The organism is Pleomorphomonas diazotrophica, from assembly GCF_002844595.1.
GTDB lineage: Bacteria > Pseudomonadota > Alphaproteobacteria > Rhizobiales > Pleomorphomonadaceae > Pleomorphomonas > Pleomorphomonas diazotrophica.
Genome location: NZ_PJNW01000005.1, coordinates 337,968 through 360,135 on the forward strand (window position 1 = coordinate 337,968; position 22,168 = coordinate 360,135).

A 22,168-nucleotide genomic window follows, 5' to 3' on the forward strand; every position below is an offset into this window, starting at 1 on the left:
ACGGCCTCACATCTGCATGTCGGAATGGCTTGGGGGCTCGGCGTTGGCCGGACCTAGATACTTGTCGGGAATATCGGCGAGCTTGACGATGGCACCGCCTTCGCGCGCCACGAAGTCGTCGGCCGCCTTCTGGCTGCCGAACGGGATCGCCTCGGGCATGCCCATGGCGCCGGCCTGTCGGCTGCCGATGACGAACACCGCCGCCTCGGCGTCGATCCAGTTGTCACGGCCAGGCTCGGCCCAGCTCGGCGCCTTCTCCATGTCGGAAACGTAGACGGCGGTGACGTCGCCGCGCTTCTCGCCGCCCCTCAGATAGGTGACGGCATCGCTCACTTGGGAGAACCACAAGGGTTGCTCCTGCCCCTTCTCATGAACCTGCGCCTTGGGGCCGCCGTGGTCGGCGAGATACATCTGGCAGTAATAGCCGAGCGCCTCGTCGGTCATGGTGATGGCGGTCGGCTTGACCGCAGCCTCTTCCTTGCAGGCGGCGAGCGGCAGGGCCAAGGCGGCGGAGAGCAGCATGGCGGAGAGAATGCGGTTGATCATGGGCGGATTCTCCGGGTGAGGGCCCAGGCGACGGCAAGGCTTGCGGCGAGCCACAGGACAAGCACGAGGAGCGCGCTGGAAACCGGGAAGGGAAGCGTGTGGGCGAGGCCGTCGAGGCCGGCGATCGGTGCGTTCGATTCGATCAGCGCCAGATTGTAGAGACGGAAAGCGTCGCCGGGGTTGGCGAGGACGAGGGCCGGGAACACCGTCTTGGTGAAGGCGCCGCCCTGGTCGACAATGACGGCGCCGAGAAGCGCCAGGTCGTAGAGCACCACCAGCACCAGCCAGGCGCCGATGGCGAGTGCGGCAGCGGTGCCGGTCTGGCGCGGCAGGCCGGACAGGGCCATCCCCAGGGCGATGAACACGGCGCCCAGCAGCACGGCGGTGGAAAGAAGCCGCGCCCAGGCGAGAAGACCGGCATCGTCGGCGCCGTGCGCGCCGGCGATCACCGCGCCGGCGATGCCGTAGCCGATGGCGATGGCCAGCGCCAGCACGGCGAGGTGGCCGCAGAACTTTGCCAGCACCAGTTCGCCGCGCTTCAACGGCGTCGCCAGCACCAGCGCCAGAGTGCCGCGCTCGATCTCGCCGGCGATGCTGTCATAGGAAACGAGCAACGCCATCAACGGTACGAGGTAGACGGTGAGCGTCGACAGGCTCGCCGCCGTCAGCGTCAGCGCGTCGGCCTTGAGGGCGCCGCTCGGCCCGGAACCGAGGAAGGCCAGCGCCAGCGCGAACAGCGTGAAGGCCAGTGTCGACAGGAGGACCCAGCGATTGCGGAAGGCGAGGCGGAACTCGGTGGCGGCCACCGCCGTCATGCGGTCAAGACCGATCATTGGATGGCTCCCTGGGCGGTTACGCCGGAATAGTGGCGGTAGACATCGTCGAGATCCGGCAGGGCGATGTCGATGTCGGCAACGTCGGGCCCGAGTTCGGCAAGGCGGGCAAGCGCGCCCACCTTTTCGTCGGCGCGACAGGTGACCACGACAGAACGACCATTGACTCTCTCACCACCGAGGCGGGCGTGCAGCGCCTCGACCCGGCCTTCGGCCGCCTCGACGCGAATGCGGATCGGCAGACCAGCCCGCCGGGACAGGTCGGCGAGCGAGCCTTCGGCCCGCAGCCGACCCTTGGCCAGGATGGCGATGCGGTCGATGCGGTTCTCGATTTCCGACAGCGAGTGCGAGGACAGGAGCACCGCCGTGCCGGCACGGGCGGACGCCTCCAGCACGGCGTAGAACTCGCGCCGCGACACCGGATCGAGGCCGGAGGTCGGCTCGTCCAGCAGCAGGAGGCGCGGCGTACCGATCAGCGCCTGGGCGAGACCGAGCCGCTGGCGCATGCCCTTGGAGTAGGTGCCGACGGCCCGTTTGGCGGCGTCGGCGATGCCGACCGTTTCAAGAAGCGGCAGGGCCGCCTTCGGCGCGACGCCCTTCAGGCGGGCGAAATGGGTGAGCACCTCGGCGCCGGTCAGGGCCTTCGGAAACACCACCTGCTCGGGCAGGTAGCTCACGGCACGGCGCGCCACGTCCGAACCCGGCGTGGCGCCGGCGATGGTGAGATGGCCGCCGGCCGGTTTGAGAAATCCCAAAACGGTCTTGAACAGCGTCGACTTGCCGGCGCCGTTGTGCCCGAGCAGTGCCACCCGTTCGCCCGGCGCAACTGAAAGGCTGACCCCGTCGACCGCCGTCACGGCGCCAAAGCGGATGGTCAGGTTCTCGACGGAGAGGATGGCGGCGTCGGTCATTGTGAAATCTCCGCGGCCGGAACAAAACCAACCGTCACGGGGGTACTGGGCGAGCGAGGTCCGGCGCCCTCGGGCGACATCAGCGGGTGACTGTCGATCACGCCCCCCGGCAACAGGCCGGGGAAACGCGATTGCGCCCAGCGAATGAGCTGCACCGCCGGCGCGCCCAGGAGCAGCCGCGTCATCGGCTGGCTCCAGGTCAGAACGTCCACCGTGTCGTTGGGTCGGTAGGGACTGTCGGCCATGCCGTCGCCATCGATGTCGAAGGCCACGTGATCGGACCAGAAGTTGCCGATCTGCGCTTTTGTCTGTCCGGCCACCTCAGCTACGCCGCTCCATTCGAGCCAGCGGGTGCCGACATATTTCACCTGGGTACGGTTGCCGATCACGGCGTTGCCGGTCAACACGTTTTCCGAGGCGCCGCCGGTCAGATGAACGCCGATGTCGCAGCCTTCGAGACGGTTGCCCTCGAAGCGGTTGCGCGTCGCGCCGTAGATGAACAGGCATTTCTCGCCACCGTCGCGTACCTCGTTGTGAACGAGACGCGAGTTCTTGACGGAGTTGAGGAACAACCCGTGGGTGGCATCTCCCACCGAGAGATTGTCGGTCGCGGTCACGCCGCGGGAAAACATGAAGGCGAAGCCCAGCATGTTGCCGCGCGAGACGTTGTGCTCCAGCTCGATGTCGTTGGCATACATCGAGTGAAAGGCGAAGCGCAGTTCCTGCATGCGGTTGAAGCGGTAGCGCGCCTTCATCGACGTGGTGACGAAGATGCCGTCGCGGCCGCGCCGGATGTCGTTGTGTTCGACAAGAAGGCCGGGGGCGTTCCAGACGTAGATGCCGGAGCCCATTTCGGCGCGATGGAGATCGGTGCGGCCGACGATGGTGTTGCCGCGGACCGTCGCATCGATGGCGCCCTGCACGTCGATGCCGATCAGATTCATGACGATCCGGTTGTCTTCGACGAGGGCGCGGCGCGTCTCCTTGGCGAGCGCGATGCCGCTGTCCAGCTTGTCGAGCTTGCGGCCAGAGCCGGTGATGTAGAGGCCTTTCAGGGTCACGTCGTCGGCCTGTACCGCGACGACTGTCCCCTCACCCTTGCCGACGATACGACTGTCGCGGCCGCCGAGGAGAGTCAGCGGCCGGTCGATGACGATAGGGCCGTTGTAGCTGGCGTTGCCGAGCCGGAGGACATCCCCCGGCGCGGCGGTTTCAATGGCCTGGCGCAGCGCGTCCGCCTCATTGCCAACGACGATCTCGGCGGCGCCGGCGGGGCCGACGCAACAGAGAAGGACGGTGGCGAGGGTGGCGAGACGGAGCGCGCGCTTCATGTCTTTCCTCAGGCCGACTTGGCCTTCACGATCATGCGGCCACGCATCTCCATGTGGAGGGCGTGACAGAACCACTGGCAGTAGTACCAGTGAACGCCCGGCCGGTCGGCCGTGAAGGTCACCGAGGCCGTGGCCTGCGGCGCCACTTCCATGGCGACGCCATAGTTGGAAACGGTGAAGCCGTGGGTCAGGTCCTCCACATCGTCGAGGTTGGTGACGTAGACGGTGACCTCGTCGCCCTCGTTGACCTCGAACTCCTCGAGACCGAAGGCCGGCGCCACCGACGTCATGTAGACGCGCACTTTGTTGCCGTCGCGGATGACCGTGCTGTCCGCCTCGATGTCGACGCCGTCCGCCTTGGCCTGCTTGACGGCATCGGCAAAGAACGGGTCGTCACGCTTCCAAACCGCCAGCGGGTTGACGATGTCGGCACGCACCAGGATGCTGTCATGCGGCTCGGCAAAGGTCGGGCTGTCGTGAACCAGCTTCATCTCGTCGCCGGAGATGTCGATCAACTGCTCGTTCTCCGGCTTGAGCGGACCGACGTTCAGGTAACGGTCCTTGGAGAACTTGTTCATCGACACCAGCCACTTGCCGTCGGCCTCCTTGGTCTCGCCCATGGAGGTCGCGTTGTGGCCGGGCTGATAGGCGACGTCGATCTTCTGTACGATCGGGTCGACCTTCTCGCCCTTGAAGGCACTGATGGCCTTGTCGATGTTCCACTTCACCACCTGGCTGTCGAGGAACAGCGTCGTGTAGGCGTTGCCGCGGTTGTCGAAGGCGGTATGAAGCGGGCCGAGGCCCAGTTCCGGTTCGCCGACGATGCAGGAGCGCGGGTCAGCATTCTGCGCAAACAGTGCGTCCACCTTGCTGACGTCGATGATCGACACGGTCGGCGACAGCTTGCCGTTGATCATGATGTACTTGCCGTCCGGCGTGGCGTTGACGCCGTGCGGGCTGTTGGGAATCGGAATGTAACGGGTGTACTTGGAGTTCTTGCCCTTGCGGCCGTCCAGCACCTTGACGCCGTTCAGCTCCTGGAAGTCGCCGGCGGCAACGCCCGCCTCGATCGCCTTGATGTCGAAGACGACGACGTGGTCGGTCTCGTTGGCGGTCATTTCGGCAAGATTGACGCCCATTTCCGAGTTGTAGGACGTCGAGAAGACGTACTTGCCATGGTAGTCCGGGCTGGTGTTGTCGAGGTTGCCCGAGACGATGACCTGCCAGGCCACTTCCATCTTGTCGCCATCAACGGCGGTGAAGATGTTGACGTATTCCTTGGGATCGGTCGTCTTGCCGTCATTGACCAGCGGCGCCTCATGCTCGCCATTGGCGAAGATGTAGCCGGTCCGCGGATACTTCTGCGGCCGCAAGCCATGGATGTCGGAGGCGTTGGGGATCTCGATGATCTTGTCGCAACGCATCACGTCACAGCGCACGCGGGCGATGCGGGTGTTGGCCTTGTCGTTCATGAAGAGGTAGCGACCGTCATAGGTGCCATCGGTGAACGACATATGCGGATGGTGCAGGTCGCCGTTCTGGTAGGTCTGGAGACCGCGCTTGGCAAGGAGCGCCTTGGTGTCGGGCAGCAGTCCCTCGGTGAGCACCTTCAGGCTTTCGTTGGTCATGCCCCAGCCGGTGGCCGAACAGCGGTTGAACACCGGCACGCGCATCAGTTCGCGCATCGACGGCACGCCGAGAATGCGCAGTTCGCCCGTCTGGCCGGAGGACCAGAAGCCATAGTATTCGTCGAGTTCGCCCGGCTTCACCTCGGCCTTGTTGGCCGGTTCCGCCGCCTTGGTGCCGCTGGTGGCCATCAGGCCGCCAACGGCCGTTGCCGCCACGCCGGCGAACACTGCCGTCTTGGCGGTGCCCCCCAGAAGCGACCGGCGGGACAGGTTATGCGTCTCATCAGTCATTTCGCTCTCCTCGGTTATCTTTCTCACGCTTGTGCCGAACCACCGACGTCGTTCCGGACGGCAAGGTTGCCTCCCGGTGACGCCGCCCCCGTCTGGGCGAGGCCGTTCTGGCGTTCGAAGCGTTCCCGCTTTTTCAGCTTGCCAATCACAACCGGACAGCGGGTCGTGCTGCGGTAGAGCACCTGGCAATGCAGACAGGAGACGCATTCGTTGGGGTTGATCTCACCCGTCGGGTGGATCGCCTGCACCGGACATTCATGGGCGCAGGTCTGGCAGGGATTGCCGCATTCGCGGTAGCGCTTCAGCCAGCGGAACATGTGCAGCCTGGCCGGGATGGCGAGGCCACCGCCCAGCGGGCAGACATAGCGGCAGTAGAAGCGTTCGATGAACAGGCCCGGCGCAAGCATGGCGAGCGCAAACAGCACGTAGGGCCAGGGGCGGTCGAACTTCAGGATGATCGCCGTCTTGAACGGCTCGATCTCCGCGTAGTGCTCGGCCATGTCGAGCGAGTAGAAGGAGATGCCCAGCAGGCCGAGGAAAATCATGTATTTGATCGGCCAGAGGCGCTCGTGCAGACCCCAGGGCAGGCGGATCTGGGGAATCCGCAGCCAGCGGGCGATCTGGTTCGACCACTCCTGCAGGGCGCCGAAGGGGCACAGCCAGCCGCAATAGGCGCCTCGCGCCCAGAACAGCAGCGCCGCCGCCACAGCGAACCACAGGATGAAGATCAGCGGATCCATCAGGAAGGTTTCCCAGCGGAAATCGCTGACCAGCGCCGACAGGACGGCGAGCAGGTTGACCACCGAGAGCTGGGCGTTGGCGTACCAGCCGACGAACACCAGCGTGAAGGCGAGGTAGCTGAGCCGGATGATGCGGAACACCCGCTCGTTCTTGGTGGCGAAGGTCTGGAAGAAGAAAATGCCGGTCAACGCCGCCAATGCCGCGATGATGATGGCGACCTCGACGCGCTTGGCCTCCCAGATACGCAGCCACAGGCGATCGCGAGCCGGCCCTTCGTCGGCGGAGCTTGCCGCCGGTGCCGGGACGGTGGCGACGGGCGCCGGCTTCGGCTGCGTCGCGAGATAGGCGGGCGGCAGCGCATAATCGACGTCATAGGTGAGGAACAGCTTGTCGATGGCACCGACGGCGCGCGAGACCAGGAGCTGCAGCCGCCAGGGCGCGGCCGGGTCGAAGCCTGACGCCTTGGGGATGACGAAGAGATCCATTTCGCTGAAGGTCGGAGCATCGGTGGGCGCCATGCGAACGACGCGCAGATGATCCTTGTCGCGGAAGCGGATGGTGGCCTCGCCCTGCAGCACCGTGATGCGGTCGAAGATGCCACCGCGCACGTAGCCCGACCCCTTGAAGGACCAGCGTCCCGTGCTGGCAACGAAGATCGCCTCCTCCCCGTCGCCGAGCCTCCGGACGAGGTTGGCATAGGCGGCTTCGCCCAGCAGCGTGCGGCCGATCGACGGCTGGCTGGCCAGCCCGACGTAGATGTCGATATAGCCGTCGGTGTCCGCGCCGGGCTCGCGATGGGTGGCGGCACGCGGATCGCCCTGCTTGTCGAAGGCGGCGTTGATCTCGCCCACCGACATGCTGAAGCGCCGCACCGAACCGTCGCCGGTCAGCGTCGTCCAGTCGCTCACCGCATTCTTGGAGCGATCCACCATCTTCACGTCGGCGGCAGGGCCTGCTCCCGCAGAGGCGAATCCTTCGAGCCCGAGCGCACGGGCGGCCTTCAGTCCCGACCGGCGGATCGAGTCGTCGATCACCATGATGGTGACCGTGGCACCGGAGACGATGTCGAGGTCATGGGCAGGCCCGTCGGCCTCGCGCTTCAGGTCCAGGCCGGTATACTTCGCGATCACCGCCGTGATCTTGGCCTCGGGAATGCCCACGAGGACGATCGGCTCGGAGTGCTTGACGAGGCGGGCACCGGTGATCACCGCCTTGTCGTTGAGGCCGATGAGGATATGGATCGGCTTGCCGGAATAACCAGTGGCCGGCACGAAATCGGTGTTGAGGAAGACCCAGCCGATCCGTTCGCCCGCCTTGAGGGCCGGTGCGGCTGGCATGTCGTCTCGGATCGGACCGTAGGCATCCGCTCCCGGCACCAGATCCGCGGGGGCCACCTTGCCGAGGAAGTCGGCTAGGCTGGCCGCCTTCGACGGCATCGCGACGAGCGCCAAGGCAAGCGCAAGGCAAAGGGCCGTTACCATCCTGGCAAGCCAGGGCGTCTCCGCCAGTCTCATCTCGCCTCCCCGGAATCACCGTCAACATGAACTATGCCATCATGTTTTCACGAGATGACTTGGACCTTCGTTGCGCTGGCACAAATTCGATTGATGTAGATCACAAAGGCCTATCGGCCCGGGGGCCGGTCAGAATGCCGGCATAGCCGGCTGCGAAGGCCAGAAAGGCGGCCGCCCACAAGAGGCCGGCGCAGCCGATTAAGTGATAATACGCCCCGCCCGCGTATGGGGCGGCCATGCGCAGGAGTGCCCCGACACTCACAAGGCCGTAGATGGCGAGTTCGAGCCGGCCGGCGGCGAGCGGCCGGCCGGTATGGCCGCGACTCACCCGCGTCATCACGCCAAGCACCATTAGTCCGACGCTACCGGCGGTCCACAGATGCAGTGCGGCGGTCGGATCGATGACGGCCGGCCACAGGATGGCCAATGCCTCGACGACAAAGCCAAGCGCAACCGATCCGATGGCGACGTGCAGCACCAGAAGCAACGGTTCGGCTCGCGCCGCAAGGCCCCGCCAGCGGGCAAGTCTCGCCGCCGTCAGCAGACCGGCCAGGCCCAGCGCGACAGCCGTGCCGACCCATGTCGGCGCGATGGTCCACGCGAGGAAGGCAAGCCCCGAGACGACCATCGCCGCGGCGTCGAAGCGGTCGAAGGCCGCCGGCAACCTGGTTTCGCCGCGCGCTTTCAGCCAGTTGCGGGTAAACGCGGGGGTGATGCGCCCGCCCATCAGCAGAATGAGCAAGAGGACCGCCGACAGCGCGGCCCGAATGGAAACGTCGGCAAGGCCGTTGATTGCCGCCTCGGCATGGAAGCCGGCATCGGCCAATGCCAACACAAGAATAAGGCCGACGACCCTGAGGTTCCGCCAGTTGCCGGCCAGCACGACCTCGCGACCAAGCAGGGCAGCGAGCGCCAGGGGAAAGGCGAGATCGATCAAGGCCGCCGGAACCAGCCCGATCAGAGCGGAAGCGGACACGGCGATCCGGCCGGCAAGCCAGATCAGCGCCAGAAGGACAAGCGGCCGGCCGGTGATGGTCGGGCGGCCGGTCCAGCTCGATACGGCCGTCAGCGTGAAGCCGGCGATGATCGGCGGCACACCGCCGAACAGCATGGCGTGGATATGCCAATCACGCGGGGCGAAGGCGGTGGGCAGCTCGACGTGCCCCATGTAGAGAGGCACCCAGATCAGGATCGAGCCGGCCATCCACAGTGCCGCCAGCAGGAAGAACGGCCGGAAGGCACCCGAAAGAAAGTGCCCCCGCCCCGCGATGTTGGTCATGTCAGAGGCTGCCCAGCAGTTCCGTGAACAGCTTGCCGGCCTTACCGGGGTTCTTCGCCGCCTTGGCGGCTTCGAGGTTGGGGGCGGGATCGCCGACGACCACCACCGCCACCATGCCCATCACATAATGCGGCTTGCACTTGACGCCGTAGACGCCCGGCTGGGTGAAGGTCACCGTCAGGTCCTTGCCGATCTTGCCCTCGAAGGGCTGGGCGCCTCCCGGCAGCATGCCCGGCACGCTCTGGGCGTCATGTCCCGGATCGGTGGCGACGAAGGTCACCGTGTCGCCCGGCTGAACCTTCACGAGGTCCGGCTCGAACACCATCATGCCCTTGGCGCCCTTGTTGAGCATCTTGACCTGAACGTCGGCGGCAGTGGCGGGAAGGATGGCAACCGCGAGGGCGGCGGCGGCGAGGAGAAGGGTCTTCATTTCTAAGCCTCGTTTGTGGATTCTGATATTCAGAATAAGGGATGTTACCCTTCCTGACGTTGCGAAAACGCAAACTTTGAGACTGAGTTTCATTTTTGCCTGTGGCTGCGTGTGCGATGACCGCCGAGCCCGACAGGCTTCAGTCTTTCTTGAACTCGATGGGAACCGTGACCTTGAAGGGAGCATCGAGGCTGTCAGGAACAGGGGGAAAGGCTCCGACGCGGCGAATCAGGCGCTCGGCGGCCGCACTGACCGCGGCCGAGCCCCCAACACTGAGGCCGATGATCGAGCCGTCGCGACCGATCGACAGCGACACCGTCGCCCGGCCGGTGGCGCCATCGGCGTCGCTCGCCCGGCGCTTGCCGACGATCGCCCGGCGGACCGAACTGCGATAGGCGGCCAGCGCGTCGGCGACCTGTCGTCCCGCCCCGGCACCGGCCGCCTGGGCGTCGGCCGGCGGGGTTACCTCCGGCTGCTTCCTCGGTTCCGCCTTCCGGCGCTCCGTTTTCTTCGGTTCGGATTTGGGCTTCACTTCGGCCGTCTCGACCATCTCCGGCGGAGGTGGCGGCGGCAGCGGGATCGCCACCTCCGACGGCGGCAGCATCTCCGGCTCGGATGGCGGCGTCTCGACCGGCTCGGGCAGCGCTTCGGCCAACTCCTCAACCGACTGGATGGTTTCGACCGCCTCAGGCTCGAGCGGCACTGCGGCCACGTCCTCGGGCGGCGCTTCCTGAATCTCCTCGACCGCCGCCTGCTCGACGCTTTCGAGCGGCGGCAGCTCGGGCTCCGGCGGCAGATCGATCATCACCACCGCCTCCGGCGCGGCCACGACCGCCGCAGAATCGTCGGCCGGAAAGACCCACCACAAAGCCACGCCATGCAACGCCAAACCGACCGCGCCGGCCAACGACCAGCGCAACAGTCCGGACCGTCGCGATAGAAGCTCGGTCATCGGTGCGGAATGAACGCCCATCGGATCGGCAAGTCTTTCGGCGTCTAGAGGACGGTCAGCCGCCGGAGGCGGGCGGGTTGGCGACCTGTTCGATGCCGACCAGCGCCACCTTGAGATAGCCGGCCGCCCTCAGAAGGTTCATCGCCTCGGCGAGGTCGCCATAGGCCACCGTTCTGTCAGCCCTGAGGAAGACGCGCTCGGCCTTGTTGCCGCCGGTCACCGCGTCGAGACGGCCGGCCAGCGCCTCGCGCGCTACCTTCTCCTCGCCGACGCTGATGGTGAGATCCTCGCCTACCGTCACGTAGAGGGGCTTCTCCGGTCGTGGAGCGGCGGTGGCCGTCGAGCCGGGCAGATCGACCGGCACATCGACGGTGGCGAGCGGCGCCGCCACCATGAAGATGATGAGAAGCACCAGCATGACGTCGATGAACGGCGTCACGTTGATCTCGTGGTTCTCGGAGAGTTCGGTTCCGTCGTCGAGCCGGGCGGCCATTGCAAGCCTCCTTTGCATGCCGGACCGGGCAAGCCGGCCGGCCGTCGCTTCATCGGGTGAGGAGGCCGGCGTCGAGCCGGCCGGTTTCGAGGTCGCGCGACAGGGTGCGAATCAGCCCTTCGGAGAGGTCGGTCATCTCGGCGCGGAAAGCCGTCGTGCGGCGGGCGAGATGGTTGTAGACCACCACGGCCGGAATGGCGGCGACAAGGCCGGTCGCCGTGGCCAGCAGCGCCTCGGCGATGCCCGGCGCCACCACGGCGAGATTGGTGGTCTGGCTTTCGGAGATGCCGACGAAGGCGTTCATGATGCCCCAGACGGTACCGAACAGGCCGACGAAGGGGGCCGTCGAGCCGATGGTGGCGAGAAGACCGGTGCCGACCATCGCCCGCCGTCCGGCCGCCGCCTCAAGGCGGGCGAGGCGCGAGCGCACCCGTTCGACGAGACCGCCAGCAACCGGACCGGCCGCAACTCCATCAGGCCCGGTCTGGGCGATCTCCTCGCCGATTTCGGCCAGCATCAGGGCGAGTGGCCGCGGCAGGCGAGCGTGTCGGGCAAGACCGGAAATGGCCGCCTCGCCGGCGACCACGGCGACACCGCGCCGGGCCGCCCGGCCGAGGGCGGAAAGCTCCAGCACCTTGCCGACCAGGATCACCCAGGTGACCAGCGAGGCGGCGATCAGGCCGGTCATCACCGCCTTCACCACGAGGTCGGCAGCCATGAACATGCCCAAGGGCGTCAGATCGTGTGGCAGGGCAACGGCGGCCGCGCCGGCGGCCAGAGTCTCGGGGTTCATCGCCACCTCACTTGTCGAAGGGAGCGGCCACACGGGAGCGCGGCTCGACGAGGTCAAGGCAGGCGTCGGCAGCGAGGCCGTCGGCCTCGCAGGCCAGGACGTCATTGATCAGCAGCCGGCCGACATCGCCACAGGCAAGGCCCTTGAGGTCGAAGGTCTTGACCACCGTCCGTCCAGCCTTGAGAGGACCCGCATCCACACCCACCCGCTTGCTGACGATACCGGCACCGTCGAACACCACGAGATCGAGCTTCAAAGCCGCGAAGGTCGATGGCGTGCCGTTCTTCTCAACCAATGTCACCCGGCAATCGCCGCCGACACCATCCAGCCGGTTCAGTTCCAACGAGAAGGCACCGGCCTTGGAGGAAGAAGGCGGAGACGTCTGGGCAAGGGCGGGAAAGGCAGAAACGGACGCGGTCAACAGGAAGGCGAACATGCGCCGAATGGCGGAAAGGGAAACGGTCATTGAACTTGCCCCTGAACTCAGCAGTGCGGATTGGCTTCTATCAACTTTATTATGAGTCTTACATACATATTTTACTGACCCCCCGAACTGCCATTTCCAAAGTCACCCCAATCGCCGCCGCCAAAGCGATCCCTGTCTGATCTGCCTCAAAGACAGCCCGTCGCACTTATTGCAAACGCCTCGCAGTGTCAGCGCCATTTCGGGCTCATCGGTATTCAAACCTATAAACTTGATTTGCGCACTCATATTTTTTAGCGTCAGCGCGACGAGCTGACAATCGAATGGGACACGAGGCGATGGCGACCGACTTTCGGCCACAGATGACCAGCACCATTTCGGGCATCACCTTGAGGGAAGATCTGCGCTGGCGCGCCTGGAGCGGTTGCGTCGCCGATCTCTGGGAGGTTACCTGCGAGGCCGGCGCCCGTGGCGCCTACGTGTCGCGGGCGCCGCGCCTGTTCGCGTTGCTCGGCGATGTGGAGGATGGCGGCATCGACGTCCGCGACGCGGCGGGCCGACAGCACCGGCTCGACGGCCATAGGCGGTTTTGCTTCGTGCCAGCCGGCTATCCCATTCAGAGCTTCATCGACCGACTCGACGATCTCAGGCATCTCGACCTGCATTTCGACATCGCCACGCTGGCAGCCCAGTCGGGAGGGCGCATCCATCCCTGCCAGTTCCTGTCGCCGCGCATCGGCTTTTCCTCGCCCGGTCTTTCAGCCCTCGCGTCGCTGATCGCCGATGACTGCGCCGAAGGTCGGCGCGACGACCTTTATGGCGAAGGTCTGGTGCTGGCGCTTCTGGCCGAGTTGCTGGACCTGCGCCAAGCCGCGGCGCCGCAGCCGGACGCCGGCCTGTCGCGCCGGCAGATGAACCGCGTCATCGACTATGTGCGGGCCAACATCGTCCGCAACCTGTCTCTGGCCGAGCTCGGGGCTTTGGTCGGGCTGTCGCCTGACCACTTCGGCGTCGCCTTCCGGACGGCGGTCGGCAAGACACCGCACCAGTTCCTGCTTCATTGCCGCGTGGAAGCGGCAAAGGACATGCTGCTGCGGGAGGAGACCAGCCTGTCGGCGATCGCCGTCGACACCGGCTTTTCCGATCAGGCGCATTTCACGCGGGTGTTCCGCCGACTGACGGGCCGGACGCCGGCGCTGTGGCGGCGCGAGCAGCGCGCCCATTATGGCCCCGCCCGGACGGCACCGGTGGAAATCGTGAAACTCCGTCCCGCTTTCATTCCAAACGCCCCGGCTTCGTTCAATCGGCAGATCGCGACTTGACCTATCGGTTCGCCTCAGGAACGACCGTGGCGCCTTTCGCCGGGCCGGCGAAGGACGCGCCGCGGTCGACGTTACCGGAGAACCGACCGATGCCGTCCGACCGCAGCACACTCACTCGCGCCCTGGCGCTGACGCTCGCCACCCTGCCGCTCGCAGGCACCGCCCGCGCCCAATCGACGGCGCCGGTCGAACTCGACGAGATCGTCGTCCAAGGCGAGGGCGGATCCGGCACCGGTCCGGTGAAGGGCTATGTCGCCAAGGCCACCACCGCCGGCGCCAAGACCGACCTGCCGATCGAGAAGGTTCCGCAGTCGGTGTCGGTGATGGGGCGTGAGGAGATCGACGCCCGCGGCGCCGACAAGGTGGACGAGGCGCTTCGCTATACGCCGGGCGTCTTCACGCAGCCGTTCGGATCGGATGGCGATACCGACTGGCTGTTCATCCGCGGTTTCCAGGCAACGCAGAGCGGCGTCTACCTCGACGGCCTGCAGAGCTACAGCTACGCCTTCGGCGGATTCCTCATCGACAGCAATGACCTTGAGCGCATCGAGACGCTACGCGGCGCGTCCTCCGTGCTTTACGGCGGCAGCAACCCCGGCGGTCTCATCAACATGGTTTCCAAGCGCCCGACCGGCGAGCGCATCCGCAAGATCGAGACCAGCATCAATGATGCAGGCTATGCCTCGCTCGGCTTCGACATCGGCGACCGGATCTCCGACACCGTCGCGGCCCGGATCAGCGGCCGCCTTGCCGGCGGTGACGGCTATACCGATTTCGAGGAAAACATCCGCGGCACCGTGTCGCCATCGCTGACCATCGATCTCAGCGACACGACCCAACTGACGGTGCTCGCCAACTACACCCACCTCGACGGCGTTCACAACGGTGGCTCCTTCCTGCCCTACGTCGGCACCGTAGTGGCCGCGCCATATGGCTATATCGATCGCGACGCCAACTTCACCGAGCCCGACATCGACAACTATGACCGCGAGCAGGGATCGCTCGGTTACGAGCTGGAGCACGAGTTCGGCGACGGCTGGAAGGCGACGCAGGCGGCACGGATCGCCTACAGCGATGTCGAGGAAGCCTCGCTGTACGCCTACGCCTACAGTTCGCCCACCGAACTGGCCCGCATCAACTTTGCCCACCACAGCAAGACCTTCGCGCTCAATACTGACAACCGGATCGAGGGTACGGTGGACACCGGTCCGCTTGAGCACAAGCTCCTGCTTGGCCTCGATTATCGCCTGTATGATCTCGATCAGGTGCAAGCATCTTCGCTGGGAACGCCGATCTCGGCGCCCAACCCGGTCTATGGTTCGCCGCAACCGGCGCCGGTTCCCTACATCGACCAGACATTGCGGCAGCAGCAGCTCGGTTTCTACGCGCAGGATCAGATCGCCTTCGGTGATGGTTGGCTCGCCACGCTGAACGGCCGCTACGACCATGTCTGGACCGACGCCGTGGGGACGCCGGCCTATTCCGGCGACGATGGTCAGTGGAGCGGCCGCGCCGGCCTCGCCTATGAGTTCGACAATGGTCTCACGCCCTATGCCAGCGTTTCGACCTTCTTCGCACCGGTGCTCGGCGCCAATGGCAGCGGCGTGTTTCTGCCGGAGAGCGGCCAGCAATATGAGGCCGGCATCAAGTACCGACCCGACTGGATCGACGGCCTCTTCACCGTCTCCGTGTTCGACCTGACCAAGCAGAACGTGCTGACCGGCCCCTGGAACGCCCAGACGCAGATCGGCGAAGTCAACTCCAGGGGCGTCGAGCTCGAAGCCAAGGTCAACCTCACCGAGAACTGGAAGCTCACCGCCTCGGCCGCCGTCATGGACGTCGACATCACCCAGGACGCCGACGCCGCCATCATCGGCAAGACGCCCTACGTCATTCCCGAGACGATGGCATCGGCCTGGCTCGACTATACCTTCTCCACCGGCGCCTTCGAGGGCTTCACGGTGGGCGGCGGCCTGCGTTACGTCGGCTCGTCCTGGGCCGACAACGAGAACACGCTGAAGGTACCCGACGTGCTGCTCGCCGACGCCAGGATCGGCTACAGCCGCGACAACTGGGGCATCGACCTCAACGTCAACAACATCTTCGACACCGATTACGTCGCCTCCTGCCAGACCGCCTATTCCTGCGGCTATGGCGAGGGACGGGTGATCAAGCTCACCGGCCACTTCAGCTGGTGACCGAACCAATGACGGCGCCCCGCAATCCCGGTCTGCCCGGATTGCGGTGCGCCAACGAAAGGAAAGGCTGCGGAGCGTGGAGCAGAATGGACCGGATTTCGCGCTCGACGGCGCCGGCTTCTCGGCCGGCGGCAGGAGGATCCTCTCCCCACTGGCTCTCCGCCTTGCCGTCGGCCATCTCCATGCGCTGGTCGGCCCCAACGGCTCCGGCAAGAGCACGTTCCTGAAACTCCTCGCACGCCAGATCGCGCCCGACGCCGGCACCATCCGGCTGGGCGGTCGTCTTCTCCCAAGCTTCGGGTCACGCGCCTTCGCCCGCGAGGTGGCCTTCATGCCGCAGTTCACTCCGGCCACCGACGGGATGACCGTGCAGGAACTTGTGTCGCTCGGCCGGTTCGCTTGGCATGGCGCGCTGGGACGCAGCTCGCCGCGCGACAAGGCGGCTGTTAGGGAGGCCATCGAGCGCTGCGACCTCACTGCCTTTGTCCACCGGCCGGTCGACGCCCTGTCCGGCGGCGAACGCCAGCGCGTCTGGATCGCCATGATGCTGGCCCAGCAAAGCCGCTGGTTGCTGCTGGACGAGCCGACCTCGGCGCTCGACGCCGGTCATCAGGTGGAAATTCTCGACCTGGTCGCCTCTCTGGCGCGTGAACGCGGCGTCGGCGTGGTCGCCGTGCTGCACGATATCAACATGGCCGCCCGCATCGCCGACGACATTCTGGCGCTCGATGGCGGCAACCTCGTTTTCCGTGGCGGACCGGCCGACGTTATGCGACCGGAGGTGCTGAGACCGCTGTTCGGCCCGCATGTCGACGTGCTGCCCGCCGAGGGAAGCCGCCCCGCCGTCGTCTACATGCGTTGAGGATGGCCATGCAGCCGAACCGCCGCCAGTTTCTTGCTCTTGCTGCCCTGCTTGCCGCTCGTCCGGCGCGCGCCGCCGGCCGGCTGGCGGTGATCGACTGGGCGCTGCTTGAGACGACGCTCGCTCTGGGCGTCGTCCCGGCGGCAGCGGCGGAACTCAAGCAATATGCCCGCATCGTGAGCGAACCGATCATGCCCCAGAGCGTGATCGACCTCGGATTGCGCGGCAACCCCAATCTCGAGCTGCTGTCGAACCTCACGCCCGATCTGATCGTCATCTCCAACTTCTACGACTACCGCCGTGCCAGCTTCGAGCGCATCGCCGAGGTTCTGTCCCTGCCTGTCTATCTCACCGGGGAGCCGTGCCTGCCCATCCTGCGCCATTCGACGCTGGCACTCGGCCAACGCATCGGCCGACCCGAACAGGCGGAAAGGCTCGTCACGGCACTTGACGCCGCGATAGCGGATCTGCGGCTCGCCCGACGCCCCGATGGCCGGCCGGCCATGGCGATCAATCTCGGCGACCGGCGGCACGTCCGCCTGTTCGGCGGCGACACACTGTTCGGCGGCGTGCTGTCGGCGGCCGGCTACCGAAACGCCGTGGCCGACACTCGCTACTCGATGACGGCGCCGGTCGGGCTCGAAGCGTTGGCGCGCGAGGCGGAGGCCGAGCTGTTCGTCATCGGGCCGCTGCCGCCGGGAGGGGGTGACGCTCTGGCCGGCAACGCCCTTTGGCAGGCGTTGCCGCAGGTGGCGGCCGGTCGGGTTCACCTGCTGCCGGCTCTCGACCATTTCGGCGGCGTGGCGACAGCCACACGGTTTGCCAAACTCGTCGTCGGAGGAGCGGCCGCCCGATGAAGGCTCTCCCAGCGTCCTGGCTCGTTGTCGCAGCCGTTGCAGCCGTCGTCGCGCTCGCCGCCGCCAATCACGTCATGCTCATAGATGCGGTATCGACCGAGGCGGCCGGCAACCGAGCCTTCGCCGCGATTTTCGTCGCCCGCGCCGAACTGCCTCGCCTCGCAATGGCACTGGTAGCCGGAGCCGCTCTCGGCCTTTCCTCGGCGTTGTTGCAGCGCGTGCTGCGCAACCCGCTCGCCGAGCCGGCGACGCTGGGTCTGTCGGCCGGCGCCCAGCTTGCCCTGGTTATCGCCACCGTCGCGCTGCCGGCCGCCATGGCCTACCCGGTGGCGGTTGCCTTTGCTGGCGCCGCCGCCACGGCCTTGCTGGTGCTTGCCGCCACCGCCCGGCGTCGTTTCGAGCCGCTGGCGGTCATCCTGACGGGCATGATGGCGTCGCTCACCGCCACCGCCGGAGCCGCCGCCGTCATCCTGGCGAGCGGCGACTACATGACCGGACTGTTCATCTGGGGCGGCGGTGACCTCACGCAGGATGGATGGGGGCCGACGCTGCGGCTCGCCGCCATCCTCGCCGTGGCCAGCGCCGGCACGCTCCTGGCGTTGCGACCGCTCGCCCTGCTGGCGCTCGGCGACGCCGAGGCGAAGGCAGCCGGACTGGCGACGGGCTCCCTCCGGCTCGTGGTCATTGCGCTCGCCGTTTGGCTCGCCGCCGCCACGACCGCCGAGATCGGCATCGTCGGCTTCATCGGTCTCGCCGCGCCACTCATGGCGCGCCTGACCGGAATCCGGTCGTCGACTGCCAGGATGGCGGCGGCGCCGGTCTTCGGTGCGTTGCTCCTGTCGCTCGCCGACGGTGCGGTGCAGCTCGCCGGCCACCTCACCGGCCTCAGGATTCCGACCGGTGCGGCGACAGCTTTGATCGGCGGGCCGCTGATCCTCGCGCTGGTGCCGCGCATCGCCAACCTGACGCGCCCGGACGTCCTTCCGACTCCAACAATCCTGTCGCGCCGGTCGGCCGGCCCGGTGCTCGCCGCACTCGCCATTATCCTGATGGGCGCCATTGCAACGGCGCTGTTGGCTGGACGCGGTGCCGGGGGCTGGCACTTCGATCCAGCCAACATGGACTGGCGGCTCGCCCGCGTCAGCCTTCTCGGCGCCGCCGGCGCTTTGATCGGCATGGCCGGGACGGTGGTGCAGCGTTTGACCGGCAATCCGATGGCCAGCCCCGAGGTACTGGGCGTCGGTGTCGGCGCCGGTGCCGGATTGTCGGTCGTGCTGATCACCGCCCCTTTTGCAGGTCTTGCCGCCCAGGCCACCGGCATGATGGCCGGCTCGGTCGCGACGCTTTCCGTCCTTCTCGCCTTCGTCCGGCGGCACGGCTTCGGCGCCGAGCGGCTGCTGATCGCCGGCATCGCCCTTGGCGCCCTGCTATCTTCAATACTGACCTCGGTGATCACCACGGGAAGCCCGGCCGGCTTCCGGCTGCTCGGCTGGATCAGTGGCTCGTTGATCGAGCCATCCGCCAGCATGGCGATGGGCATGGCGGTGATCCTCGCCGGTCTGACGCCACTGGTGCTCGTCTACGCCCGGCCGCTCGCCATCCTACCACTCGGGGAGACGACGGCACGCGCGCTCGGCCTCGCCACGACGGCAACCCGGTTCAGCCTTGTACTGATCGCCGGCGCCGCCACCGCCGCTTCGACGCTCGCCATCGGCCCGATGTCGTTCATCGGGCTGATCGCGCCGCATCTCGCGCGATCGCTCGGCCTCGGGCGGCCGGCCGCCCACCTCATCGGCGCGATGCTGAGCGGAGCGGCCCTCACCATCTGGGCCGACTGGCTCGCCCGCATGGTCGCCTTCCCCTACCAGTTGCCGCTCGGCCTGTTCGCGGCACTGATCGGAGGCGGCTATCTGGCCGTCCGCTTTGCCCGCGGCTCGCACGCTTGACGGCTCCGTTGTCCCGTAGCAAGGACCTCGCCGCCTTACTGACAGACGTCGACCCAACGGGCACCGACAAGCTCAGCCAGGCGTTCGGTGCCGATGCGCACCGCCGCGTTGGTGGCGCCGGCAGCCGGCAGCACCTCGGGAAAGCGGCGGAGCGACTGATCGCAGTAGATCGGCAACGGTGACTTCAGGCCGAAGGGACAGACACCGCCGATCGGATGACCGGTCAGCTCGACCACCTCATCGAGACCGAGCATGCGTGCCTTGCCGCCGAAGGCCTCTCGAGCCTTGCGGTTGTCGAGCCGGGAGGTGCCCCCGGCCACCAGCAGCAGGGCCTCATCGCCGACCCTGAGGCAGATGGTCTTGGCGATCTCTGCCGGATCGACACCATGGGCGGCGGCGGCCTCGGCAACGGTGGCCGAAGAGGCTTCCGTCTCGATCACCTTGATGTCGGGCGCCTTCTCCGCAAAGAAGGCCTTGACGCTGTCGAGGCTCATCCTATCTCACCACTCGCCGAGCTTGATGTCCGGCGTGTAGTCGACCCCCTCGACCTCCTTGACCACCGGCTGGCCGCAAATGACGCGCCCCTGCACGGCGTCGAAGGTCAGCGCCGGCGAACCGGCGAGCTGCCAACCCTTGTTGAGCGCAGCGGTGACGCGATGGCAAAAGGTCGCGTCGTCGGGACCGGTCAGAAAACGGTAGAGCTTCATGGCGTAATCTCGCAAAAAAGATGGAGCGATCGAATAGTTTCGCCCGCCGCAGGCTTGTCAAGGTTGGGACAGCGACCCTCGACTAGGCTTCCACCGCTAATCCCTTTTGCCACTTGGCCGGTCGATAGGCTTAAAGAGGCGTTAAAGTTTGGAAGGCAGGCTTGATCATCGGAGGTCCGATCCGTCACGGCGGCGACGTAGGAGTGAATGCGCTGGCTACCCCTGTTTCCTCAATGCGCAGCTTCTGGGGGCTGCTCAGGGCCTACTGGATCTCGGACAGGTGGCGAGAAGCCTGGGCGCTGACGAGCGCCGTCGTGCTCCTGTCGGCGGCGGCCAGCAAGAGCAGCGTCTGGCTGGCGCAGGCATCAGGCTCCTTCATTTCGACCATCGCCTCCTTTCACGATCTCGGCGTCTCGGCCATCGATGAGGTGCTGATGGCGGCGGCCACGCTGGTCGGCCTCGCCTTGCTGAAATTCGTGGTGTTCATCAGCTTCCGCCATTATTTTTCGACAACGTTGCATCGCAAGTGGCGCCAGTGGCTCGACAGCCAGTTCAATGCGGCGCTGCTTTCCGACCGACGTCCCTATTACCATCTCCTGGTCATGGGGGCCTCGGACGAGGGCGCCAACGTGCCCGACAACATCGACCAGCGCATCCAGGAATCGATCAAGGCAATGACGGGCAACGCGCTCGGCATGGCCATGGGGCTCATCTCGGTGGTGACCTCGGTCTACTTCGTCGGTGAGATGCTGCTGTCGACTTCGGTCGCCGTCGAAGGACTCGACTTCCTGGGCCCTTACGCCAGTGCAGTGTTGGTGTTCGGACTTGCCGTCACCTACGTGCCGTTGTCGACGGCGATCGCCTTGAGGATCGGACGCGCCATCGAAGCGCTCAACATGGCGATGCTCAGGGCCGAAGGCAGCTACCGCGCTGAACTGGCGACCTTGGTCCGTCGCATCCTGCCGATCGCCGCCGCGCGCGGCGAAAAGGTGCAGGCCTCGATCCACCGCCGGCAGTATCAGTCGATCGATCGCACCTGGGGGCTCCAGAACAAGGTCTCGGCCATCTTTCTCGCCTTCAACGGCAGCTACAACTACATCACCCAGAGGGTCGTGGCCTATCTGCCGAACCTGCCCGCCTACATGCAGGGCGGCATTTCCTTCCGCACCTATATCACCGGATCGGAGCTGGCCAGCGAGCTGATCAGCGACTGCTCCTGGGTGATCCAGGTGATGCCGGATATCGCCAACCTCCGCGCCAACGTCAACCGCGTGGTCGAGCTGGCTGACGCCATCGAGCGCGTGCAGGATGCGCAGGCCTTCTACCGCGAGACGGGCGTCTCGGAGTTCCGCTACGAGCAGCAGGCGCCGGAGCGGGGGCTCGCCGTCCAGGGTCTCGAACTGATGTTCGCCGGCAAGGACGCGCAGCCCTTCCTGCGACTGGCCCGCCTGTCGATCAAGCCGGGCCAGTGGATCTTCGTCCGCGGTCCTTCCGGTTCTGGGAAATCCTGCCTGATCAAGGCGCTCAACGGTCTCTGGCCCTATGGGCGCGGCCGGGTGATCATGCCCGAGGGCATGAAGGCGCTCTATGCCTGCCAGGACACTCGCCTGCCGCAGGCCAGCTTGAAGCAGCTGATTGCCATGCCCGAGGACGAGCACGAGCATCGGGATCTGGAGGTCGCCGCCATCATGAGCGCCGTCGGCCTCGGCGAGTTCATCCCGTCAATGGGCAATCCCTATTATCGCGGCCGGCGCTGGGACGACGTTCTATCCGGCGGACAGAAGCAGAAGGTGGTGCTCGCCCGCATCCTGCTGCACACGCCCGACGTGCTGTTCCTCGACGAAGCGACGGCCGCCCTCGACCCCGAGGCGCGCACCGAGTTCCACCGCCTGGTCCGGCAATACTGCCCCAAGGCGACGGTGCTCTCGGTCATGCACGAGCAGACGCCGCCCACCGACAGCCTCGGCCGCCCGTTCTACCATGCCATCCTCAACATCGAGAACGGGCGCGCCGGCCTCGAGCCTGTGGTGATGCCGGCACCGCCGCCCATTCGCGACGTGCGCGGCGGCCTACGGTCCATGCTCTCGGTGATGCGCCACCTCCCTTGACC

The 22,168-nt window shown here is 66.4% G+C and carries 20 protein-coding genes; 6 read left to right on the top strand and 14 right to left on the bottom strand.

The window, feature by feature from the left end:
- Positions 1–6: 6 nt before the first annotated feature.
- The 12 genes from CXZ10_RS09670 to CXZ10_RS09725 form a co-directional block, all read right to left on the bottom strand.
- Entirely contained in the window at positions 7–546 is a 540-nt protein-coding gene (locus tag CXZ10_RS09670; protein WP_244617261.1) for a nitrous oxide reductase accessory protein NosL, read from the bottom strand.
- Positions 543–1,379, bottom strand: coding sequence for an ABC transporter permease (locus CXZ10_RS09675; protein ID WP_101288928.1), 837 nt, complete (start codon positions 1,377–1,379; stop codon positions 543–545). Before CXZ10_RS09675 ends, CXZ10_RS09670 begins: the two co-directional genes overlap by 4 nt.
- Positions 1,376–2,290, bottom strand: coding sequence for an ABC transporter ATP-binding protein (locus CXZ10_RS09680; protein WP_101288929.1), 915 nt, complete (start codon positions 2,288–2,290; stop codon positions 1,376–1,378). Before CXZ10_RS09680 ends, CXZ10_RS09675 begins: the two co-directional genes overlap by 4 nt.
- A complete protein-coding gene (locus CXZ10_RS09685; RefSeq protein WP_101288930.1) occupies positions 2,287–3,621 on the bottom strand; it encodes a nitrous oxide reductase family maturation protein NosD in 1,335 nt (444 codons plus the stop codon). Before CXZ10_RS09685 ends, CXZ10_RS09680 begins: the two co-directional genes overlap by 4 nt.
- An 8-nt stretch (positions 3,622–3,629) precedes the next feature.
- Entirely contained in the window at positions 3,630–5,540 is a 1,911-nt protein-coding gene (gene nosZ, locus CXZ10_RS09690; protein ID WP_101288931.1) for a TAT-dependent nitrous-oxide reductase, read from the bottom strand.
- Positions 5,541–5,563: 23 nt separating this feature from the next.
- Positions 5,564–7,795: a NosR/NirI family protein gene (locus CXZ10_RS09695; protein ID WP_210199887.1), complete on the bottom strand. Its 2,232-nt coding sequence runs from the start codon at positions 7,793–7,795 to the stop codon at positions 5,564–5,566.
- Between the two features lie 100 nt (positions 7,796–7,895).
- Positions 7,896–9,074, bottom strand: coding sequence for an NnrS family protein (locus CXZ10_RS09700; RefSeq protein WP_101288932.1), 1,179 nt, complete (start codon positions 9,072–9,074; stop codon positions 7,896–7,898).
- Position 9,075: 1 nt separating this feature from the next.
- Entirely contained in the window at positions 9,076–9,504 is a 429-nt protein-coding gene (locus tag CXZ10_RS09705) for a pseudoazurin (RefSeq protein ID WP_101288933.1), read from the bottom strand.
- 139 nt (positions 9,505–9,643) lie between these two features.
- Entirely contained in the window at positions 9,644–10,456 is an 813-nt protein-coding gene (locus CXZ10_RS09710; protein ID WP_210199888.1) for a TonB family protein, read from the bottom strand.
- A 55-nt stretch (positions 10,457–10,511) separates the two neighbouring features.
- Positions 10,512–10,949 (bottom strand): TonB system transport protein ExbD, encoded by a 438-nt coding sequence (exbD, locus tag CXZ10_RS09715; protein WP_101288935.1) that lies wholly within the window; start codon positions 10,947–10,949, stop codon positions 10,512–10,514.
- Between the two features lie 49 nt (positions 10,950–10,998).
- Complete coding sequence (gene exbB / locus CXZ10_RS09720) at positions 10,999–11,742, bottom strand: tonB-system energizer ExbB (protein WP_244617260.1); 744 nt, start codon at positions 11,740–11,742, stop codon at positions 10,999–11,001.
- A gap of 7 nt (positions 11,743–11,749) precedes the next feature.
- Positions 11,750–12,208, bottom strand: coding sequence for a Tat pathway signal protein (locus CXZ10_RS09725; RefSeq protein ID WP_101288937.1), 459 nt, complete (start codon positions 12,206–12,208; stop codon positions 11,750–11,752).
- Positions 12,209–12,504: 296 nt separating this feature from the next.
- Here CXZ10_RS09725 and CXZ10_RS09730 point away from each other — a divergent pair, with 296 nt between their 5' ends.
- From CXZ10_RS09730 to fhuB, 5 genes are all read left to right on the top strand, one after another.
- Positions 12,505–13,488, top strand: coding sequence for an AraC family transcriptional regulator (locus CXZ10_RS09730; protein ID WP_180335930.1), 984 nt, complete (start codon positions 12,505–12,507; stop codon positions 13,486–13,488).
- A gap of 89 nt (positions 13,489–13,577) precedes the next feature.
- Positions 13,578–15,686 (top strand): TonB-dependent siderophore receptor, encoded by a 2,109-nt coding sequence (locus CXZ10_RS09735; protein ID WP_101288939.1) that lies wholly within the window; start codon positions 13,578–13,580, stop codon positions 15,684–15,686.
- 76 nt (positions 15,687–15,762) lie between these two features.
- Positions 15,763–16,548, top strand: coding sequence for an ABC transporter ATP-binding protein (locus CXZ10_RS09740; protein WP_101288940.1), 786 nt, complete (start codon positions 15,763–15,765; stop codon positions 16,546–16,548).
- Between the two features lie 8 nt (positions 16,549–16,556).
- Positions 16,557–17,405 (top strand): ABC transporter substrate-binding protein, encoded by an 849-nt coding sequence (locus CXZ10_RS09745; protein ID WP_244617259.1) that lies wholly within the window; start codon positions 16,557–16,559, stop codon positions 17,403–17,405.
- Positions 17,402–19,351 (top strand): Fe(3+)-hydroxamate ABC transporter permease FhuB, encoded by a 1,950-nt coding sequence (fhuB, locus tag CXZ10_RS09750; RefSeq protein ID WP_101288942.1) that lies wholly within the window; start codon positions 17,402–17,404, stop codon positions 19,349–19,351. The genes CXZ10_RS09745 and fhuB overlap by 4 nt, the downstream gene beginning before the upstream one ends.
- Positions 19,352–19,386: 35 nt before the next feature.
- Here fhuB and CXZ10_RS09755 read toward each other — a convergent pair whose 3' ends face one another.
- Together CXZ10_RS09755 and CXZ10_RS09760 are read right to left on the bottom strand one after the other, a co-directional pair.
- Complete coding sequence (locus CXZ10_RS09755; protein WP_101288943.1) at positions 19,387–19,845, bottom strand: YbaK/EbsC family protein; 459 nt, start codon at positions 19,843–19,845, stop codon at positions 19,387–19,389.
- 6 nt (positions 19,846–19,851) lie between these two features.
- Positions 19,852–20,058 (bottom strand): DUF1737 domain-containing protein, encoded by a 207-nt coding sequence (locus CXZ10_RS09760; protein WP_101288944.1) that lies wholly within the window; start codon positions 20,056–20,058, stop codon positions 19,852–19,854.
- Between the two features lie 161 nt (positions 20,059–20,219).
- On the opposite strand from CXZ10_RS09760, the gene CXZ10_RS09765 reads away from it, so the two are divergent.
- Positions 20,220–22,166, top strand: a complete 1,947-nt coding sequence (locus tag CXZ10_RS09765) for an ABC transporter ATP-binding protein/permease (protein ID WP_244617258.1) — start codon at positions 20,220–20,222, stop codon at positions 22,164–22,166.
- The last annotated feature ends 2 nt before the right edge of the window (positions 22,167–22,168 follow it).

What these genes read in the sequence shown, in the direction of transcription:
- CXZ10_RS09695 (WP_210199887.1), bottom strand. Translation starts at nt 7,795, where the DNA reads ATGAGACTGGCGGAGACGCCCTGGCTTGCCAGGATGGTAACGGCCCTT.
- CXZ10_RS09725 (WP_101288937.1), bottom strand. Translation starts at nt 12,208, where the DNA reads ATGACCGTTTCCCTTTCCGCCATTCGGCGCATGTTCGCCTTCCTGTTG.
- CXZ10_RS09735 (WP_101288939.1), top strand. Translation starts at nt 13,578, where the DNA reads ATGCCGTCCGACCGCAGCACACTCACTCGCGCCCTGGCGCTGACGCTC.
- CXZ10_RS09760 (WP_101288944.1), bottom strand. Translation starts at nt 20,058, where the DNA reads ATGAAGCTCTACCGTTTTCTGACCGGTCCCGACGACGCGACCTTTTGC.
- exbD (WP_101288935.1), bottom strand. Translation starts at nt 10,949, where the DNA reads ATGGCCGCCCGGCTCGACGACGGAACCGAACTCTCCGAGAACCACGAG.
- CXZ10_RS09680 (WP_101288929.1), bottom strand. Translation starts at nt 2,290, where the DNA reads ATGACCGACGCCGCCATCCTCTCCGTCGAGAACCTGACCATCCGCTTT.
- CXZ10_RS09670 (WP_244617261.1), bottom strand. Translation starts at nt 546, where the DNA reads ATGATCAACCGCATTCTCTCCGCCATGCTGCTCTCCGCCGCCTTGGCC.
- CXZ10_RS09745 (WP_244617259.1), top strand. Translation starts at nt 16,557, where the DNA reads ATGCAGCCGAACCGCCGCCAGTTTCTTGCTCTTGCTGCCCTGCTTGCC.
- nosZ (WP_101288931.1), bottom strand. Translation starts at nt 5,540, where the DNA reads ATGACTGATGAGACGCATAACCTGTCCCGCCGGTCGCTTCTGGGGGGC.
- CXZ10_RS09705 (WP_101288933.1), bottom strand. Translation starts at nt 9,504, where the DNA reads ATGAAGACCCTTCTCCTCGCCGCCGCCGCCCTCGCGGTTGCCATCCTT.
- CXZ10_RS09755 (WP_101288943.1), bottom strand. Translation starts at nt 19,845, where the DNA reads ATGAGCCTCGACAGCGTCAAGGCCTTCTTTGCGGAGAAGGCGCCCGAC.
- CXZ10_RS09685 (WP_101288930.1), bottom strand. Translation starts at nt 3,621, where the DNA reads ATGAAGCGCGCGCTCCGTCTCGCCACCCTCGCCACCGTCCTTCTCTGT.
- CXZ10_RS09675 (WP_101288928.1), bottom strand. Translation starts at nt 1,379, where the DNA reads ATGATCGGTCTTGACCGCATGACGGCGGTGGCCGCCACCGAGTTCCGC.
- CXZ10_RS09710 (WP_210199888.1), bottom strand. Translation starts at nt 10,456, where the DNA reads ATGACCGAGCTTCTATCGCGACGGTCCGGACTGTTGCGCTGGTCGTTG.
- fhuB (WP_101288942.1), top strand. Translation starts at nt 17,402, where the DNA reads ATGAAGGCTCTCCCAGCGTCCTGGCTCGTTGTCGCAGCCGTTGCAGCC.
- CXZ10_RS09730 (WP_180335930.1), top strand. Translation starts at nt 12,505, where the DNA reads ATGGCGACCGACTTTCGGCCACAGATGACCAGCACCATTTCGGGCATC.
- CXZ10_RS09700 (WP_101288932.1), bottom strand. Translation starts at nt 9,074, where the DNA reads ATGACCAACATCGCGGGGCGGGGGCACTTTCTTTCGGGTGCCTTCCGG.
- exbB (WP_244617260.1), bottom strand. Translation starts at nt 11,742, where the DNA reads ATGAACCCCGAGACTCTGGCCGCCGGCGCGGCCGCCGTTGCCCTGCCA.